At 33.2% G+C, this 18,552-nt stretch carries 20 protein-coding genes; all 20 read right to left on the reverse strand.

Going from position 1 to position 18,552, the window contains the following annotated elements; translation table 11 throughout:
- Window positions 1-37 precede the first annotated feature (37 nt).
- Entirely contained in the window at window positions 38-1,798 is a 1,761-nt protein-coding gene (locus tag FG167_RS16810) for an APC family permease (protein ID WP_203459367.1), read from the reverse strand.
- Window positions 1,799-1,859: 61 nt separating this feature from the next.
- Window positions 1,860-2,756 (reverse strand): 3-hydroxyacyl-CoA dehydrogenase, encoded by an 897-nt coding sequence (locus FG167_RS16815; RefSeq protein ID WP_203459368.1) that lies wholly within the window; start codon window positions 2,754-2,756, stop codon window positions 1,860-1,862.
- A 22-nt stretch (window positions 2,757-2,778) separates the two neighbouring features.
- The gene (locus FG167_RS16820) at window positions 2,779-3,447 is read right to left on the reverse strand and encodes a BON domain-containing protein (protein ID WP_203459369.1); all 669 of its coding nucleotides are present in this window, start codon (window positions 3,445-3,447) and stop codon (window positions 2,779-2,781) included.
- A 172-nt stretch (window positions 3,448-3,619) separates the two neighbouring features.
- Window positions 3,620-4,267: a BON domain-containing protein gene (locus tag FG167_RS16825; RefSeq protein ID WP_203459370.1), complete on the reverse strand. Its 648-nt coding sequence runs from the start codon at window positions 4,265-4,267 to the stop codon at window positions 3,620-3,622.
- A gap of 173 nt (window positions 4,268-4,440) precedes the next feature.
- A complete protein-coding gene (locus tag FG167_RS16830) occupies window positions 4,441-5,094 on the reverse strand; it encodes a BON domain-containing protein (RefSeq protein ID WP_203459371.1) in 654 nt (217 codons plus the stop codon).
- A gap of 223 nt (window positions 5,095-5,317) precedes the next feature.
- On the reverse strand, window positions 5,318-5,794 hold the full coding sequence (locus tag FG167_RS16835; RefSeq protein WP_203459372.1) for a Dps family protein: 477 nt from the start codon (window positions 5,792-5,794) through the stop codon (window positions 5,318-5,320).
- A gap of 83 nt (window positions 5,795-5,877) precedes the next feature.
- Window positions 5,878-6,489, reverse strand: coding sequence for a DUF2238 domain-containing protein (locus FG167_RS16840; protein WP_203459373.1), 612 nt, complete (start codon window positions 6,487-6,489; stop codon window positions 5,878-5,880).
- A gap of 119 nt (window positions 6,490-6,608) precedes the next feature.
- Complete coding sequence (locus FG167_RS16845; protein WP_203459374.1) at window positions 6,609-7,874, reverse strand: NAD(P)/FAD-dependent oxidoreductase; 1,266 nt, start codon at window positions 7,872-7,874, stop codon at window positions 6,609-6,611.
- Between the two features lie 90 nt (window positions 7,875-7,964).
- Entirely contained in the window at window positions 7,965-9,557 is a 1,593-nt protein-coding gene (locus FG167_RS16850; protein ID WP_203459375.1) for an oleate hydratase, read from the reverse strand.
- Between the two features lie 184 nt (window positions 9,558-9,741).
- Window positions 9,742-11,373: an oleate hydratase gene (locus FG167_RS16855; protein WP_255564111.1), complete on the reverse strand. Its 1,632-nt coding sequence runs from the start codon at window positions 11,371-11,373 to the stop codon at window positions 9,742-9,744.
- A gap of 137 nt (window positions 11,374-11,510) precedes the next feature.
- Complete coding sequence (locus FG167_RS16860) at window positions 11,511-12,080, reverse strand: HdeD family acid-resistance protein (protein ID WP_203459377.1); 570 nt, start codon at window positions 12,078-12,080, stop codon at window positions 11,511-11,513.
- A gap of 20 nt (window positions 12,081-12,100) precedes the next feature.
- Window positions 12,101-12,601: a hypothetical protein gene (locus FG167_RS16865; RefSeq protein ID WP_203459378.1), complete on the reverse strand. Its 501-nt coding sequence runs from the start codon at window positions 12,599-12,601 to the stop codon at window positions 12,101-12,103.
- A gap of 25 nt (window positions 12,602-12,626) precedes the next feature.
- The gene (locus FG167_RS16870; protein WP_203459379.1) at window positions 12,627-13,103 is read right to left on the reverse strand and encodes a hypothetical protein; all 477 of its coding nucleotides are present in this window, start codon (window positions 13,101-13,103) and stop codon (window positions 12,627-12,629) included.
- Window positions 13,104-13,125: 22 nt separating this feature from the next.
- Window positions 13,126-13,824, reverse strand: a complete 699-nt coding sequence (locus FG167_RS16875) for a 2,3-diphosphoglycerate-dependent phosphoglycerate mutase (RefSeq protein ID WP_203459380.1) — start codon at window positions 13,822-13,824, stop codon at window positions 13,126-13,128.
- Window positions 13,825-13,869: 45 nt separating this feature from the next.
- Complete coding sequence (locus tag FG167_RS16880) at window positions 13,870-14,688, reverse strand: DUF1269 domain-containing protein (protein ID WP_203459381.1); 819 nt, start codon at window positions 14,686-14,688, stop codon at window positions 13,870-13,872.
- Window positions 14,689-14,752: 64 nt separating this feature from the next.
- Window positions 14,753-15,262, reverse strand: coding sequence for a ferritin (locus FG167_RS16885; protein WP_055443458.1), 510 nt, complete (start codon window positions 15,260-15,262; stop codon window positions 14,753-14,755).
- Window positions 15,263-15,398: 136 nt separating this feature from the next.
- Window positions 15,399-15,665 carry a DUF5661 family protein gene (locus tag FG167_RS16890; protein ID WP_203459382.1) on the reverse strand — a complete coding sequence of 89 codons (267 nt, stop codon included), beginning with the start codon at window positions 15,663-15,665 and terminating at the stop codon, window positions 15,399-15,401.
- A gap of 263 nt (window positions 15,666-15,928) precedes the next feature.
- Window positions 15,929-17,203 carry an MgtC/SapB family protein gene (locus tag FG167_RS16895; protein ID WP_203459383.1) on the reverse strand — a complete coding sequence of 425 codons (1,275 nt, stop codon included), beginning with the start codon at window positions 17,201-17,203 and terminating at the stop codon, window positions 15,929-15,931.
- A gap of 6 nt (window positions 17,204-17,209) precedes the next feature.
- A complete protein-coding gene (locus FG167_RS16900; protein WP_203459384.1) occupies window positions 17,210-17,596 on the reverse strand; it encodes a hypothetical protein in 387 nt (128 codons plus the stop codon).
- Between the two features lie 88 nt (window positions 17,597-17,684).
- On the reverse strand, window positions 17,685-18,515 hold the full coding sequence (locus FG167_RS16905) for a 5'-nucleotidase, lipoprotein e(P4) family (RefSeq protein WP_203459385.1): 831 nt from the start codon (window positions 18,513-18,515) through the stop codon (window positions 17,685-17,687).
- Window positions 18,516-18,552: the final 37 nt, after the last annotated feature.

Consider the following 18,552-nt stretch of genomic DNA (forward strand, 5'->3'; position numbering starts at 1 on the left):
TTTTAAAATTTGGACTTTCTAATGGAAAAACCTTCCATCAAATGATTAATCGTACACCACCTAATTCTTCAATTTTATACGGAAAATGGTCTCCTGGCGAACCGATAAACATAAAGTTGATTGGAATGTTCCATTCTTTGGATAATTTAGTGATTAGTTCTGGTCCAAAATTAGCATCTAGTTCTATAAACTCGATTTCAATTAAGGGGTATTCTCTATCCACGACATCAATATCATTTCTAAATTGTTCTGTAATCGGGTTACCATTTTTAGTTGCCGTAACGACTTTTAATTTTTTGGTATGTTCATTTCTTTGAATATATAGCAACACTTTATTTAGTGTCTCCACATCGTCATCCTTTGTAAAATAGACAAATTCCTGAGAGTTAATCGTATCAATTACTGCCAGTATTTTACTATCTGTTTTCATCACAAAACTACGAACAGGATCAAAAATGGTATGGATTACTTTTAATAGCACTTTTAGCAATAAAGTTCTATTCAGCATTATCGTTGTAAAAACAATAGCAGGAATAAAATAATCTAAAAAGACAGCTACATTACTAGCACCACCTTCTATTGGAGGCATAACTACATTACCTATTAACGCTATAATCACAGCCGTAATTGCAATAAGTATTGCAATCCAACTTGCTTTTTCAGGACGTGGCAAACTGTTTCTTTTTACTTTAAGAAGTACATTCCCTATTCCGAATAATGTCATTACAGATAAGAAGGAAATGGTATAAACACCAGCCAACAGTTTTACATTTCCTTTGGTAATAAGTAAAACAGAAATGGTTAAAATTAAGAAAACTAGGATAATGCGATACGAGCTTCCTCTACTATTTTTCTTAAGAAAAAACTGAGGTAAAACTCTATCTAAAGCCATTCTTTCTAACAATCCAGAAACACCAACAAAACTTGTTAATACCGCTCCACTAAGTACTAAAAAGGCATCTATACTTATTAAAATCGCTAACCAATTACCACCAACATGTGATGCCATTTCGATTAAAAGTGTATTTTGATATGCATCACTTTGTAATAAAGGTATTGCAAATAAAGACAGTGCAAACAATGCGGTTAACGGATTGAGTACACTTACTACAATCCACATATTCTTTAGTGTTTTTGGAAATACGCCTTTCTGTTGTTCTTCTACAAAATTTGCAGAACTTTCAAATCCTGAAACCCCTAACATAGAAGCTGCAAAACCAAGAAAAATGGCTTTGGTTATACTCCCTGAAGTGGTTGGGAAATGCCAATTTTCAAGAAATAAACCAATGCCATTATTAATCAAGAAGAAAATAATAAAACCACTTAATATAGCAAAAGACAGTAAGTGAAAAAGAAAAATACCAATAGCGACTTTGGAAGATTCTGAAACACCTACAATAGTGAGCGCTCCAAAAAAACTAAGCAGTATGATGGTCGCAATTATTACAGAAATGGAAGGCACCAAATGATGTAAATAATGAATGGCTTCATTTGCTGAAATAACTGCAGTAGCCATATAAGACAACAGGGTTAGTGTGGCTGCAAAAGAGGCCATAAATTTACTTGTTGTATTTAATAGTGCATTATAAGCTCCTCCATTTAATGGTAATGCACCAACGACTTCTCCGTAAATTTTTCGAAACAAAAAAAGCACCAAAGACACGATAAGCAACGTAATCCAGGCATACTGTCCAGCAAAAGCAATAGCCAAAGCAGACACGTATAATACGGAAGAACTAATATCATTTCCACAAATAGCAGTTGCTGCCAACTCGCTTAATTTTTTATGCTTTTTCATAAATACACGTGCCTAAAACTTCTATTCCTTATGTTTATTAATAAGTAAAATGACTTACTATTTATTTTAAAAAATCGGGATTCTTAAACGCAGGATTTGGATATTTATAAAAACCTTCTCCTGTAGAGATTCCTAATTTGTTTTTATCTATAAAATTCTCTTTTAGATATTTTACCGTTTTAATGGTTATTGGATTATTGGTTTTCTCTGCTGCTATTTGATTAATATTATACGCAGTGGTAATCCCAACGATATCGAGAATTCCAAAAGGTCCTACAGGTGCTCCTGTTGCCTTAATCCACGTTTTATCTATAGTTTGCACATCTGCAACGTCGTTTACCAATAAGTTAGTCGCTGCACTTAATAACGGCACTAGCAAAGAGTTAAGAATATATCCTGGCTGCTCTTTATGAAGTGGTAAAGCCAACATACCAATAGCCTTTGCAAAAGCTACAACATCTTTAAAATTCTGTGGATCTGTAGTAGCATGCCCCATAACTTCTGCTGTATTATGTAACCAAATATTATTTGCAAAATGTAGCGCTAAGAACTTGGCTGGTCGTCCTGTGGCTTCTGCAAACTGACTTGGTAAAAGTGTAGAAGAGTTTGTTGCAAACACGGTTTTCTCTGGAGCGACTTTCGCTAATTTATGGTAAAACTCTATTTTAATTTTTGGATTTTCTGGTACTGCTTCAATTAATAAATCTGCATCTTTTACAGCATCTGCTAAATTAGAAGTATAACTTAAATTTTGACGTGTTTTATCTAGTTGTTCTTGTGTTGCGTTTAAATCTCTTTTAAAAGCTTCACTCATGGTTTCAAATTTTGCTTTTGCTTTATCTAAAACTGCATCATTAATATCGTAAACCGTTACTTTAAATCCGTGAAACGCTGTTTGAAATGCTATTTGATATCCTAAAACACCGCTTCCTGCTATGGTTACATTTTTATAATTCATGGCACTATTTTTTAATTTGTTTTTATAAATATATTGGAGAATATTCGACTTCCAATTGATTGATCACATTCGCAATTCCTGGAGCATGATACGCCGCGATTTCGGCATCCTCTTTTTCTTTCATAGAACGCACAGTTCCGCTTAATGTTAACTCTTGATTATGAATAGCCACTTTAATGTTTTTGGCATCCATATTTGCCGAACGTTCAAATGCTTTTTTAATTTGACTTTCCACATTCTGTGGCGTTACTTTCGGCTTTACATCAATATTATTGATTACTTCTTTAACACCATATAAATGCTCGATGGTTCTTTTTGCAAAACTCTTTTGGTACTCCCATTCTAGTTCTCCAGTTAAATAAATTATTCCATCTTCTACTGTAACAATAATATCTTCGGAAGGTACAGAGGCATTCCACTCTAAAGCACTTATTGCTGCTTTTGCTATTTCTATATCCGATTTTTTATCGCTATCTGTGTATTTCACTTTAATCTCTTCAGCCACAGCTTTTACGCCAGAGATACGCTTAACAGCATTTTCAATTGCTGTTTTTTTTGGTAAGTTACTTACCATTCCAGTAAGTGTTACAATACCATTGTTTACGGTTACACCAATCTCGGTTTCCTCAATATTGGGTTGCCATTTTAATTCGGTTAAAACGTCATTTTTAATTTCTAAATCTGTTTTCATAATTCATATACTTTAAATATTTTGATATCTAATTTAGTATAAAGTTACTGCGGTAAATAATATTATATGCTGACCTATGTCAGTACAAAAAAAATCACCCTAGCACCATGAAATGTGTTAGGGTGATTTCTTATAAGGCAACACTATTATTGTTTCTTATAAATTTAGAAAATTAATACTCCACTTCCAACTCGTTTTCCACATTCCATACTCCTGGTGCGTAAAAAGCAGTTCGTCTTGCATCTTCTTTTTCTTTTAACGAATGTACTTTACCTGTTAACGTTACAGTATGACCATCTATTTTTACAGTAATGTTATTTGCATCAATATCTGCTGAACGTTCGAACGCTTTTTTGATTTTTTGTTCTATATTTATAGGTATTTCTTCATCATTTATAATAATATCATTAGTTATGCTTTTTATACCATCAATATATTCTAAGCTTTCTATTGCTTCTCTTTTTTGATAGGCCCATTTTACTGTACCTGATAAGAAAACATAACCATCTTTAACTTTTACACTAATCTTTTCTTGTGGTACAGAGGTATTCCATTCTAAATCGAAAAGGATTTTTTTGGCAATGTCTGTATCATTAAAGTTTGCTCTGCATTTAACTTCAATACCATCCACAACAGCTTTAACTCCTTTTACTTTTTTCGCAGCGTTTATAGTCATTATTTTCTCCGCTAAATTGCTAACTATACCAGTAAGCGTAACAATACGATTTTTAACTTCTACTCCTATTTCCGCTTTTCTGAGAATTGGCTGCCATATTAATTCTTCTAGGATGTTATTTTTAATTTCTAAATCTATTTTCATGGTCTCTACTTTTTATTCTTGTATCAAATAATTCATTACAAAATTACCAAAGTAAATTGTACGAATTATTGACCTAGGTCAGTGTAAAAAAATAGTCCTAATCCAATAAATAAATTAGGACTATTTTCTATAAAAAACAATCATATTGACTTCCTATATGTTTTCGAAAAAAATTAATACTCAACTTCTAACTCATTTTCAACGCTCCATACTCCTGGTGCGTAAAAAGCAGTTCGTCTTGCATCTTCTTTTTCTTTTAACGAATGTACTTTACCCGTCAATTTAATGTTATGACCATCGGCTTTTACAGTAATCCCTTTAGAGTCAATATCTGCAGAACGTTCAAATGCTTTTTTAATTTTTTCTTTAATATCTTGTGCTCTTACCGGGTTTTTTAATGCAATATTATTTACCACATATTTTACACCTTGTAAGTTTTCAACCGCTTTTTTAGCTGCAGTTTTTTCAAAATCCCACATCACTTCACCGGTTAGATACACCCAACCATCTTCCACTTTGACGTCAATTTTATTGGAAGGTACCGAAATATTCCATTTTAAAGCATTCACTGCCGCTTTGGCTATTTCTGTATCCGATTTTTGTGAAGAAGCACTATACTGTACTTCAATCTCTTCGGCTACAGCCTTCACTCCCACTACACTCATAGCTGCTTTTTCGGCCTCACGCTTTTTAACATAACTATCTACAGTTCCTGTTAGCGTTACAATACCATCTTTTACAACAACACCAATTTGGGTTTCATCAATACTTGGTTGCCATTCTAATTCATCTAAGATGTCTTCTTTAATACTTAAATCTGATCTCATAATTTCTATGTTTTAAATTAAACAATTATTATACAATTATTATACACCAAAGATATAAGGAACCTAAAACACTGACGCTGACCTACATCAGTATGGTTCTTTTTTCTGAAAACTTTAACAAAGCAATCTTCTATTAGTAGGCATTAATCTCTCTAACAAAAAACCCAAACAGTATATCTACTATTTGGGTTTTTAATGGAGATGCATTTATAAATTATAATGCTTATTGTAAATGGGATCGTAACATCCATGCTGTTTTTTCATGCTGTTCCATAAGTCCAGTAATATAGTCACTAATACCATCTGCTTGCCATTTTTCGACAATAGGTTTTATTTCTTCTCTAATAAAAACGATAATACTTTCGTGGTCTTCTAACAATTCTGCAAAGATACTTTGACTATCATTTTTACCTTTTGTTTTTTCAGTAAGATGTGTCAATTCTGAATACTTTGCTAAAGTTGCAGGCACATAATGACCTAACATACGTATTTTTTCTGCTACCGTATCTACAACTTCTTGTTGCTCTTCATATAAGGTTTCTAAATAAACATGCACCGAATGAAAATCTGGACCTTCAATATTCCAATGAAAGTTTAAAGTCTTAGAATACAATACAAATTCATCTGCTAGTATTTTGGATAATTGATCTGCTATGGCTTGTCTGTTTTCTGCTGAAATTCCTATGTTTGGTTTTTTCATCTTTATGATTTTTAATTAATTATGAAGTAAAGATATTCGATGCTTTAAACAATTATCATGACCTAGGTCAGTAGACACTATTTTTAAGATTTTTTTAATACCGAATAGATATGATATCCCACGGAAGCAAATACAACACCTAAAAATGCTACTGCCATATCCTTTTGCGAATCCCAGACATCACCTTGTGTACCTAAATAAGAAAGTCCTTCTTCTACAAAAAATACAGTTGCTACAAGCCATTCTATAATTTCATATAAAGCACTTGCAGATAGAATAACTAAAATGGGAAGTTTTAAAGCTATTTTTTTGGGGATTTTAATCCAATTGGAAAGGCATTCTTGCAATGGGTAATACAATAGAAGGCCAAAACTAAAATGGACTAATCTGTCATAATGATTTCTTGAAGAATGAAAAACCTCTTGCAACCAATAGCCAAACAAGTTTTGCGCATAGGTGTATTTAGAACCATACACGTGAAGGCAAAGAAAGATACAAATTAAAAAATAACTAAAATTACTAAAGCGATACTTTGCGTAGGTAAGTATTAAAAAAAGCAGTGCAATAACCGTTAATGTATTTTCGATACCCCAATTTTTAATGTCTGTAGTACCAAAGAATGAATTTAGCCAAACTGCTACAAATAAAAAAACAAACCAAACCTTTTTTGAGGTTATTATACCGCTGATTTTCATATAATACTAATTTAAAATTACCCTTTATATTTTTTATAAATATAAAGGGTAAGGTATAATATGTTAGCAATAGTTAAAAAAAAACAAGATTACTAGCATAAATTACTAGCGGTTATGTCTTATATTATGGAATGATCACCCACTATTTCAGATAATGGTAATCCCCAACTTGGTACTTTTCCACCTAATGTTTGATACATAGTTTTAAACCCCATTTTTAAAATGTATGGAGTGTATCCCATTTTCAAGATACTTGTTTTTCCGCCCCACCATTCATCGGTATGCATATAAAACCCTTTATGATTCCCCATATCACCATAACACAAAAGCATTGGGTGCAGTGGATCTATTTGTTCCTCTTTACCAAGAATTTCATTCGCTATAACCTTCGATACAATTTCACATTCCATATGTCCTAAAGAACCCAGCTTAGGTATGGTAACAGCGGCTGCATCACCAACTGCTAAAATTTCAGGATAATCTGGATTTCTCATAAATAAATCGGTAATAACAAATCCTTGATCATCTACAAATGGAAGTCCCTTCATAAAAGCATGTGGTTCCCAATTTGGAAAAACGATTTTCATTTCCGCATCTAAGCTAGTTCCATCTTTAAATTCTATTCCTTCTTTATAGAGTCTTTTAATCCCAATTGTATTGGTTTTATAACCATAGCCCATTTCTGATACCATTGGAAGTAATTGATCGAGTATGGTTTTACCAGCATCCTCAGCAATAACATCTCCAGGAGTAAATAACGTTATATTGGTAGCATCTCCTTTTTTATTATTTTTTAACCAATCTGCCATAGAAAAAGCCAGTTCTACAGGAGGACCTTCACAAGCAGCTAATGCCATTGGAATTTTAGGAAGCTTTGGACTTTGACCTTGAATAAAGCGATCTGATCCTATTACAATATGCCCTCCTTTGTAATCGTTATTTAAATAATGACGAACCTCATTACCATAAAAAGTATCCGAAAAAGTATGTCCGAACTCTGCAAACCCTTCAATTTTATCATAAGCAAGTTTACAACCTAAAGCAATGACCAAATAATCATACACAATATGTTCTTGCGCAGAACCTTTTCTTTCGTTAGGAGTATAATAAACCTGTTTAGTAATTGCGTCTATATGCTCCACTTCTCCTTGAATGAATTCACTTCCATCTGATTTTAAAAATTTCTGAAACTGAAATTCTAAAGTATCTGCTGGGTTGTGATTATTAAAAACTTCAATAGGAATATTAGGAATAAAATTAATATAGTTTTTACGGTCAATAACCGTAATTTTTATTTGGTCACCTGCTTCTCTATGCAGATAACGTGCTACAGTAAGTCCTGCGAAATTACATCCTAGAACTAAAATTTTTTTCTTGTTTTTCATATTATAAGCTTGTATTTAATTTAGATATCCTAAACTAAAGACACTTTGTGTTTTAATACTTTTTCACATAGCAGCAATAGCGATTTTAGTCTATCTACTAATAGATTTAGCAGCTTTAATAAGCGATTTTGCTTCATGAATTGAAGGATAAACAGGAATTACTTTTTTTCCTGTTTCGAACAATCCGTAAACTGCCATTTGTGCTGTTCTTACTGAATATTCTACAGTAAACACAATATCTTTTGGTACCTCAGCAAACTGACCTAAAAAGGCAAAATTAGTTGCACCTTCAACTAAAACTTCTGGTCTATCTTCATACGCTCTTGGCATAAATAAGCTATCAATAAAAGGCATTGCTGTTGGAATACAGTTTACTTTTCCTTCAGCTACAATAGGCTTCATTAAATTCTGAATTTTTAAATGATACCAAAGTTCCTCCAGGATTTCCTCACCTGTACATTCTGCCATTGTTTTATTGACATAATTTCCTTTTCTATCTGGATATAAACCATAACCCCAAAATACCTTAACATCTTTGGGTTGATTAGGAAAATGTGGCTGACGTGCAATCACAATAGACATGAGCCAATTAGAATCGGTCATGGTTACTAAACCACCTGTACCATCTACATTGCCTGAAAAATTTTCCATATAATCATGGAAGGTACTATCTTTCAACGTAGCTGTAAATGAATACCATTTTTGTAAATCTATATTATCGCAGAAAACGCCAGGATTACCAAAAGCTTTATCTTTTTTAGCAATATTTTTCCAAAGTTTCCAAGATCCTGATTCTGCTAGTCCTTTTAACTTTGCAGGTCTATCCCAAGCTCCATTGTCTGTACTATCGGTAATAGAACCATTAGTAATAAACACGTAATCGTTTTTACCAAGCACAATTTCATTCTTATCTTTTAGATGTATGACAGATGCTGTTTTTTTATCTGAAGATAAATCAAAATCTATATCAACAACCTCACATTTCATATCAAATACAACGCCTCTTTCTTCTAGGTGTTTTTTCATAGGGCGCACTACTGAATCGTACTGATTATATTTTGTGCGCATTACACCTCCTAATCGGTAAAGTCCATCCACTAAATGAATTAAACGTCTCATGTATCTACGCATTTCTGCAACACTGCTCCATTTTTGAAAAGCAAACATCGTTGACCATATATACCAGAAATTAGTTTCAAAAAAATCATGATCATACCAATCTTCAATTCTTTTGTTTTCTAGTAACTTTTCAGATGTCATTAATAGCTTTAAAAAATCTGCTTGCTGTTTTAATGATAAACCGTAGGAAGATACATCTAGTTTTTTACCCTCTTTTAACAGCCTCGCTTTACCGTTTGAAACAAACCTTTCATTAAATTCAAACGATTCATCTCGAATTGAAACATTAGGGTCTTCCAAAGATGGAATATAAGATAGTAAATCCCAGTAGCACTCATAATGTTTTTCGTGCATCCTTCCACCTCTAACCACATAACCGTCGTCTTTATTGCCTGCTCCATCCAAGGCACCACCAAGGATATTATCTTTTTCTAAAATATGTATATTCTTTCCTTGTACCCCTGCATCTTTAACTAAAAAAACGGCACTTGCAAGAGAAGCTATTCCACTTCCTATAAGATATACTTTAGCTTCTTCTGAGTTTTTATTTTTTGCTCTTTTCATGATTTTATAGGTAATAATTACAAAGCAAAGCAGCAACTGTTACGTTTTTTGTTCCATTAGTTTTAATACTTGGACCTATCCACAAATAAAAAACGAACTCGCGTATACAGTTACAGCAATGCTTCATAACTTTTGTTTATTTATCTTCAAGAAAAGTCTTTACTTTCCTTGAGGACTTGTTTACTTAATTTTTTAACGTTCTTAGCGCAGCATCAAGGTTTACTTTTAAATCTTTGTCATGACGTGTGATCGGTGGAATTTTCTTATGGATATCCAGTAATTCATAAACTGCCATTTGTGCTGCTCGAACAGAATATTCTACTGTAAAAACAGTATCATGTGGTATTTCTACAAACTGACTTACAAAGGCCAAGTTTCTTGAGTTTTTTGGCACTGGCAATGGTCGATCTGTATTGGTACGTGGCATAAACATACTAGTGATATATGGCATTTTGCAAGGAATACAGGTTGCATTTGAAAACACCTCATCCATATCAAAACGAAGATGCCCACAAATTTCTTTAAGGATATCTTGACCGTTACATTCTGTCATGGACTTGCTAACAAAATCACCAATACGATCTGGACGTAAAGAATAACCCCAAAAGACCTGTACACCATCTGGTTGTTGTGGATAACGTCTTTGATGTTTTAATACAACTGACAATAACCAATTGGAATCTTTAAAAGTCACTAGAGCTCCTGTACCATGTTTATTCCCTGTCAATTCTTCCATTTTATCAAAAAACACGGGATCTTTTAACGTTACAATAAATGACTCCCAATTAGATTCTGGGATGCTAGAATTAAATACAGCAGGATTACCAAATTCTGGACGTCCTTTTGCTAGTTTCTCCCATAAATCCCAACCTTTACTATCTGCTTTTGTTAAACGCTTAGGCGGACTTGTCATTGATCCAATACTAGTTGCATCTCCCATAGAGCCATTTTGGAAAAACACCAAATCATTCTTACTTATTGGAATCGTTTCTGTCTTACCTTCAACCACATATTCAATCTTGTTTACAGCCCATTTACCATCTTCATCATCAAAATCAAGATTTAGATCTGTAACCGTATGTCCTTTTAAAATCTTAACTCCTTTTTCGACTAACCAAGCTTCAAGAGGACGCACAAGAGAATCATATTCATTATAAACCGTACGTGAAATTCCACCCATGGTTGCAATTTGTGTAAACTGTTTTAAGAAACGGTGCATATAACGTTTGAACTCAACAGCACTATGCCAAGGTTCAAAAGCAAATGAAGTAATCCACATGTACCAAAAATTAGATTCTAGCAATTCTGGAGACAACCAATCTGTAATCCTATCATTACCAAGTTTTTCTTCACTGGTTTCTAATAGTCTAAGCAATTCAAATCGATTGTGCATGGATAAACCCAATGAAGAAAGATCTGGAACCGCACGGTTTTTGTTGATAATACGTGCATGAGCATCCGTTTTAACCACTTTATTGAATTCTACAGTTTCGTCATAAACTGATTTATTAGGATCTGTTAATGAAGGAATCGTTTTCATTAGAGACCACATACACTCGTAGATGTCTGCGCATAACATTCGTCCTCCACGCATAGAGTAACCACTTTCTGCATTTCCAGCAGCATCTAAAACGCCACCTAATACAGGTAGTGCTTCATAAATTGTAATATTTTCTCCTGGTATTCCTCCATCTCTGATCATAAATGAAGCAGCAGCCATATTCCCAATACCTCCACCTACTAAATAGGCTTTAGTATCTTTTATATTAGTTTTCATTATTTGTATAATTTTTTGATAAGAATAATTAAAAAACAATGAGATAACCGTTTATGTATTTTCTATAAGCAAATTGGCAACAGCTGTTTTACCAACTAGTGAGTTTGCAAATAATAAAAGACCAAGCCCTAACTTATGACCACTCACGGTTATAACATTGCTTTAAATTGTTGTTGTTAACTAAATTCTTTTTTAATTTTTTTCAAATCAAACGCTAGAAATATTCTAAAAACGCCTGCGCTTACAAATGCCATAGCTGTCATGTAAACAATACTTAAACCTGCAAAAACAGGATTTGCCAATAGCAAAAATGCAAACACTAAAGTGAGTAATCCTAAAAATAACAACCATCCCCAATTTGGAACATCAGCAGCTTTAAACTGAAACGATAATCCAATGGCCATAAAACCTTGAAACAAAAGCCAAAATCCAACATAGAAAGGTAGAATTGCCATAGTCATTAATGGATGTGTTATTAATAATAGACCTATTATAAGATCTAGAATACCACCTGCCAAATACCAGCCCCAACCTTGGACCTCATTTCTACTCGATAAGGAAAAAAAGATTTGAGATATACCGGAAACAAAAATGAACACACTAAAAACAATGCTTAATGAAACATAACTTGCCAAGGGTGTTTGAAACACCCAAACTCCTGCAATGATGTATAGAATCCCTATTAAAAGTGATACCCACCAATTTTTTACTGCAGATTGTGCGGAACTTAAAATTGTAGTTGCCATAACGTTTTTATTTAAAATTATTAATCGACATTATTTTTAAAAAGATCTTTTAAAGCAGTCCCTAGCTCACTCATATCATGATTAAACTCACGCTCGAATTTCAGCTCACTTGCTACAGTAGCAGCATTAAAAGAAATCACACCGTCTTCAAACGCTTTAGCTCTTTTTGCTAATTTCTCTTTAAGTTCTTTATTTTTTTGTTCTAGCTTATCTAGTTCTTTTGTCAATTTTTCTTTTTCCTTTTTATTTGCTACTGCAATTTTTTCTCGAAGCTCTTTAATCTTATGCTCTGTATTTTCAATGGCAGTTTCTGATGATGTTTTAAATTTCTGCCAATCGGAAGTCACACTAGTTTTAATTTCTTCACTAGTGTCTTTTGCTCCTTGTTTTAGATCATTATTAAGTTCTTTTACGTCTTCTTTAACCGATTTAGCATCTTGTTTAGATGACTGTCCACAACTAGTTAAAACTGCTCCTGCCATAAATACGATTACGGTTAAGGATAAAATATTTTTTTTCATAATTGATTGTTTTATTTGTTAATAATTAATACTCTTCTTTTTTACAAAATTCTCTAAGGCCTATTATAAGTTCATTCATATCACGGACAAACGACTTTTCAAAGGTTGCTTTTATGGCTTCATCATTTTCATTAAAATGTTCCATATCTGTGGTAATCTTTTTATTAATCTGAGCCAATCTCTCTTGGAGACCGTTCTTTTTTTGTTCTAAGGTATCCAGTGCTGTCCTGCATTTTTGTTCTTCTTTATTTATCTCGGAAAATTCTCGTTTTAAATCTTCAATTTGACGCTCTCTTGCTTTAACAGCTATTTCCGCATCTTTTTTAAATGTCTCCCAATCTACTTTTAAGGAATCTTTTCTTTCTTGATTTACCTGCAGATTAGCTTCCTTACTGTTTTCATTAGCTAATTTTAAACTTTTATTTGTCGCAGAACTGCAACCAATGCATCCAATTCCTAAGAGAATTACTAGTACAACCGATGCAAATATTTTAGCTTTCATATCTCATTATTTAAATTGCGAATTACTTTTCATGCTCTAAAACATATTTATCTTTTAATCTCATTTCGGTATCAAACTCATAAATATTTAACACTCCAGTTTTCACCTCCACATTAGAAATTTCAATGGGAGAAATTTTTTCAATATGTCCCATTAATGCTCGAATAGAATTCCCGTGTGCCGAAACTAAAACGGTCTTACCTTCTACTAATTCTGGGACTATCGCTTCAAAGAAGTATTGAACAGCTCTATGCCTAGTTTCCTCTAAGGATTCACCTAATGGTAATTCTTCGGTAGGAAGCTTAGCATACTTCGGATCAAATTTCGGATTCCTTTCGTCTTCCATAGATAAGCTTGGAGGCGGCGTACTAAAACCTCTTCTAACCTTTAAAAAAAGATCATCTCCCACTTCTTTTCTTACCGCTTCTTTTTTTCGACCTTGCCAAGCGCCATAATTTCGTTCATTAAGTTTCCAACTTTTTAGGAAGTCTATGTGCATTAAATTGGCAGTATCTAAAATAATCCATGCGGTTCGTATCGCTCTTTTTAGATAAGATGAAAAACAGATATCTATAGCTAATTTATTATCCCTTATAATTTGACCAGCTACCTTAGCTTCCTGGATTCCTTGAGGAGCAAGATCGATATCTGTCCATCCCGTAAATATGTTTTCTATATTCCAAAGGCTTTTTCCGTGTCTTACTAATATGAGCTTTCCCACTTCTATTTTATTTTTGAAATATTACTAACGCTATATTCTTCTTTGTTAATCCTCAATATCTTCTCCTAAAGCACTATGCAGTTGATATAACTTTTCTTCTTCCTTTTTGATTCTCTTATTCAGTCTATTTTTTCTTGCTTTAGCAAAAGCATCTGTAATATCATGTTCCACATCATCCAAACGAGATTCTAATTTGTTAATTCTAGATTTCGTTTCGTTTTTAATCTTATTTAAAGTGGCTTTTCTCTTTACTTCTAATGCTGCCATTTCGGCTTTTCTTTTTGCTTTTAGATCTGCAATCTTTGCTTTAATTTTAATTTTTTCTTCAGCTGTAGCTTTTCTAAGTTTTTGACGTTGGTCTTCAATACTATCTTCAATGTCTTCTACTTTTTCATCTACATAATCATCGAATTCTATTCCTGCTTCACTTCTAATAATTTCTGAGCTTAATCCTTTAAGAGCCTCATCAATAAAAATAGAACTATCTTCTGCTACTTCTGCCACAATAGCTATAGTTCCTGGAGTCATTTTATTACTCACTCTTTTAATAAATGCATCTTCAAAATCATAGCGACTAATATCCCAAACGGCTCCTGCGACTACACCTGTATATAGTCCGATAATTAATCCTAAAGGCCCTGCTAAAGCTCCTACAATACCACCAAGAGCCATACCTGTAAAGGTTCTCCAACCTTCTCCATCGGTTTGATCATTTAATACTTCGTATTGATTGTTATCTTTTTTACGAATCATCATATGTTCATAGAGCGTAATATCTCCATATACATCTAGTTCTTTCATTTTGTGTAAAGCTTCTATTGCTTTTTTCTCTTCCTTAAAAGGAATAACGATAATATTTGCCATTTTTTCTAGTTTTTAACTATTAATACTTGTTTTAATTGATCTTGATTTTAATCACACGAATGTGTTAATCGGCTAATTCTCCCATCTCTTCATCCAACTCTCTTAGCATGATAGACTCTTCTCCAAAAGCTTCTAATCGTCCTATTAAATATTGCACTTTGCTTAACTCTTCTGCTTGCTCTTTGCAAAACCATAAACCCAATTCTACAACCATAAAGTTTTCTTCGGTATGTGCTGCTTTGGTAAGTGCATAGCATTGTGTGGTAATTTCTTTTTCATGTTCTAATGCTGCCAGAATAACATCTGGAAGGCTAATAAAATCTTGTTTTGGTTGTTTTAAAGCTGGAGTGATTGGTTGGATACCATTTGCTAAAAGCATTTTTTTTGCTTTAGCTGCATGCACCAACTCTTCATCACTATATTGTTTAAATAATTTTGCTGCTCCTACAAACCCTTTATCATCTAACCAAGTAGACATGGCTAAATATATTCTTGAAGAATATTCTTCTTGTTCTACTCTATAATTTAGCAACTTCACCATTGCTTCGCTTAAAAATTCTGATTTTGTTTTCATGTTCTTTCTATTTAAAATATTTATTTTTTGTTTTGAAGTATCTAATTTTTGATATCTGTTTACACTTCAAAATTATATTGTTATGAGGAGAGACACACTGACCTACGTCAGCACTAGTAAACTGATTTAAATCAGTTTACTCCTTTTTGTTCCAAAATTCTTCCGCTTCATTTTCCATTTTTTCTAAGCGTGTATAGTAATCTGGAAACTCTTTTAAATGCGCCCAAGCTATTTTTCCGGTGATGCTTTTATCGTCGTTAGTAACATTAGTTTCTGGATATCTTGAACCGTGTTCAAATTCTACATTTATTCCTTTTGTGAACTCATCTAATGGAACATCTGTCCATAGAATACCAAGATTATCCCCAATTTCTTTTGCTTCTTGTGCATTTAATTTTTTCATTGTCTTGTAATTTATTGGACAGAAAATTGATAAAACCAATGTCTTAATTTCTAGTATAAAAGTACTTGTATTGAAGCACACAAACACTGACCTACGTCAGCGTGATAAAAAAAGAATCTGTTTTTTTGAAGGGTGTTTTGTTTTGCGAATTTGCGTGAAGGATTGCAGTGAAAATCCCGCAGCTCGACGCAGGAGATGCGAGGAATTGTAGTGTAAAGCCTGACCCTTGTGGTCACGCCCAACTTTTAAAAACAGAAATACAATTAGCTACGAATAATAAGAATATAAAGAATACCAACCAGAATAACGCTTCCAAAAGCATAGCCAACAAGTTTACCTGCTGCTTTAGAACCTTTGAATACGGTGATACCCAGTTTTACTAGCATATTACTAATGGTCGCTGCAATAATTACGGAAGATGCGAGGGTTAATTTGTCGCCATCTAAAGAGAATTTAGACATGCTAATGGTAATGGCATCAGTATCTGCCAGACCTGCAATTAACGCGGAATAATACAAACCACTTTCGCCAAAAAACAGATTGCTATAAAAAACGGCGAAAAGAATAATGACATATACTGCTCCGAATTTTATGGCATTTAAGATATTTAATGGATTGCCTAATTTAATATTGGTGTCAGGAATTGCATCGTCTTTGCGCATTAAAAACAACGTTGCTGCCACGCAAATGCAGGTTAATATACCAAAGGGTAATGCTAAATGGGTTAATATATTACTATTAAAAATGTATGCTAGTAAGGCTAATCTAGGAAACATAATTGCGGATGCTACTATGATTCCTGCACTATACTTTTTGGAAAGCTCTGGAGATTCTTTACTACTGGATGCATAATTCCAAGCTACTGCTGTGCTTGAGATAAGTCCGCCAAGGATTGCCGTTAGTATAATTCCTTTTTTCGAGCCAATAAATTTGACAAGAAAGTAACCTATAAAGTTTAAGAAAGAAACAATAACGATAATGGATCCAATTTCGAATGGATTTAATAGATTGTCTGGGCCATAGGTTTTGTTGGGTAAAAAAGGAAGAATTAATAAGGCTATGATTACGAATTTTATGAAAGCGAAAAGCTCTTCGGAAGTAATATTTTGAATTACAGAACGAAACCTCGTTTTTAGAGATAATAAGGTTACTATAATTACAGCAGTTGCTACGGCATCTCGGTAATATGCTACCGAAACCATGACTCCTAAAACAAAGGTTGCTATTAAGGCTAAATTGGTAGTTAGGTCTTGACCAAGTGTGTCTTGTTTTTGAGAATAGGTATTAAATGCCAAAAAGAGAATAAAAGTGCCCAAACTGATAATTAATAGCCAAGGCGTAAATATTTCGGTAAGATTACCTAATGAGAATCCAAGAATGGTAACAATAGGGAAAGTTCTTATACCTGCTATACCTTTGTCTTCCTTGAGTTTGTCGTACTCTCTTTCTAGACCAAGTATAAGACCTATCCCTAAACTGATTAGAACTCCTAGCATATAAGACCCTACGAGCTCACTAATTTCCTGATACCATTGCATTTAATATTACATATATTTTTCTAAAAATCTGAAAAATTCTTTTTTAAGATCTGCGTAAATCTCACGTTGTGTTTCCATTTTATTTCTAAATTCTACATGCTCTTTTGCTAATTGCACATCGATTGCGTCTTCGCCTTCTATGCTTTGTCCTGCAATACGCTCTTCATGTTTTTCTATGGTTTCTTGTAAATCTTCAATAACACCTCCATGAAGAATAAATTCGTTTTGATAATGCTCTAATTGCGCAAGCACATCTTTGTTAGTCCATCGTGTTACTAGTTCACTTAATCTGTTATTAAAGAACATTAATTCGTCTTTCCAAAATGCCAATTCCCCTTTCCATTGTTCGTGTTCAAAATGCATATTAGAGTTATATAAAACTTCTTTTTCCATGATTGTTTATTATTTATAATTAGTAAAACAAAGATTACCTTTTTGTACGGCATTAAAAATGACATAGGTCAGTCTTTTAAATAATTTATTAGTAGCTTTTTATTTTTTGATGACGAATAGAGTCTTTTTGAAAATTGGTCCAATTATACTTTCCTTCTAAAACACCTTTGGTTTCCCAATCCCCATAGGTTGGATTGGGTAATACGATGAATTTTTTTCCAAAAAAAGCTTTCAAACTATCTACACTTCTATTTCTTTCTATGGTAGATCTATTCTCGAATATGGCAGAAAAATCGGATAAATTATCACCAATTAGCAATACAATATCATATTCTTTTTGCACCAGAAGCCTTCTAGGTTTCTTTTCGCTAGTGCTGTCTTTTAATAAGACGTGAGCTTGATCAGCATAAGGGAAACCAATTCTTTGCAGATTTTCAATAGTCTCTTCTTTCTGATTTGTAGATCGATTAGAAATGTAAAAAACGACTACATCTTTACTTTTTGCGTAATTGAAAAAATCAAGAGCTCCAGGAATTGCATTTGCCTTTTTTTCCTTTACCCATTCTGTCCATCTTGATGTAGAATACGTTTCATCTAATTCAATCTGCTTACCACTATAAGGACTATTATCCAATACCGTTTCATCAATATCTGTTACAATAGCAATAGGCTTTTTATAGTCTGATTTTCTATCTAAAATAGTATGCAACTGCATTTGAGCAAGATTAAATGCTTGATACGATAAAGCACGATATTCTGCTGCTTGCTGCTGCCATAAAACGGCCTGAATAGTATATTCACGAATAGGAATATCTGTCTTTTCTATTCTTGAAGATTCGTGTTTTTGTTGCACTATTTGTGATTTACATCCTAGAAGAATTAAAAATGCAACAAAAGGAATTAAGGTACTTTTTTTCATAATAAGAAATGGAATAACAGGTTTTTAATGCATTAAG

The organism is Lacinutrix sp. WUR7 (genome assembly GCF_016864015.1).
Lineage (GTDB): Bacteria > Bacteroidota > Bacteroidia > Flavobacteriales > Flavobacteriaceae > Oceanihabitans.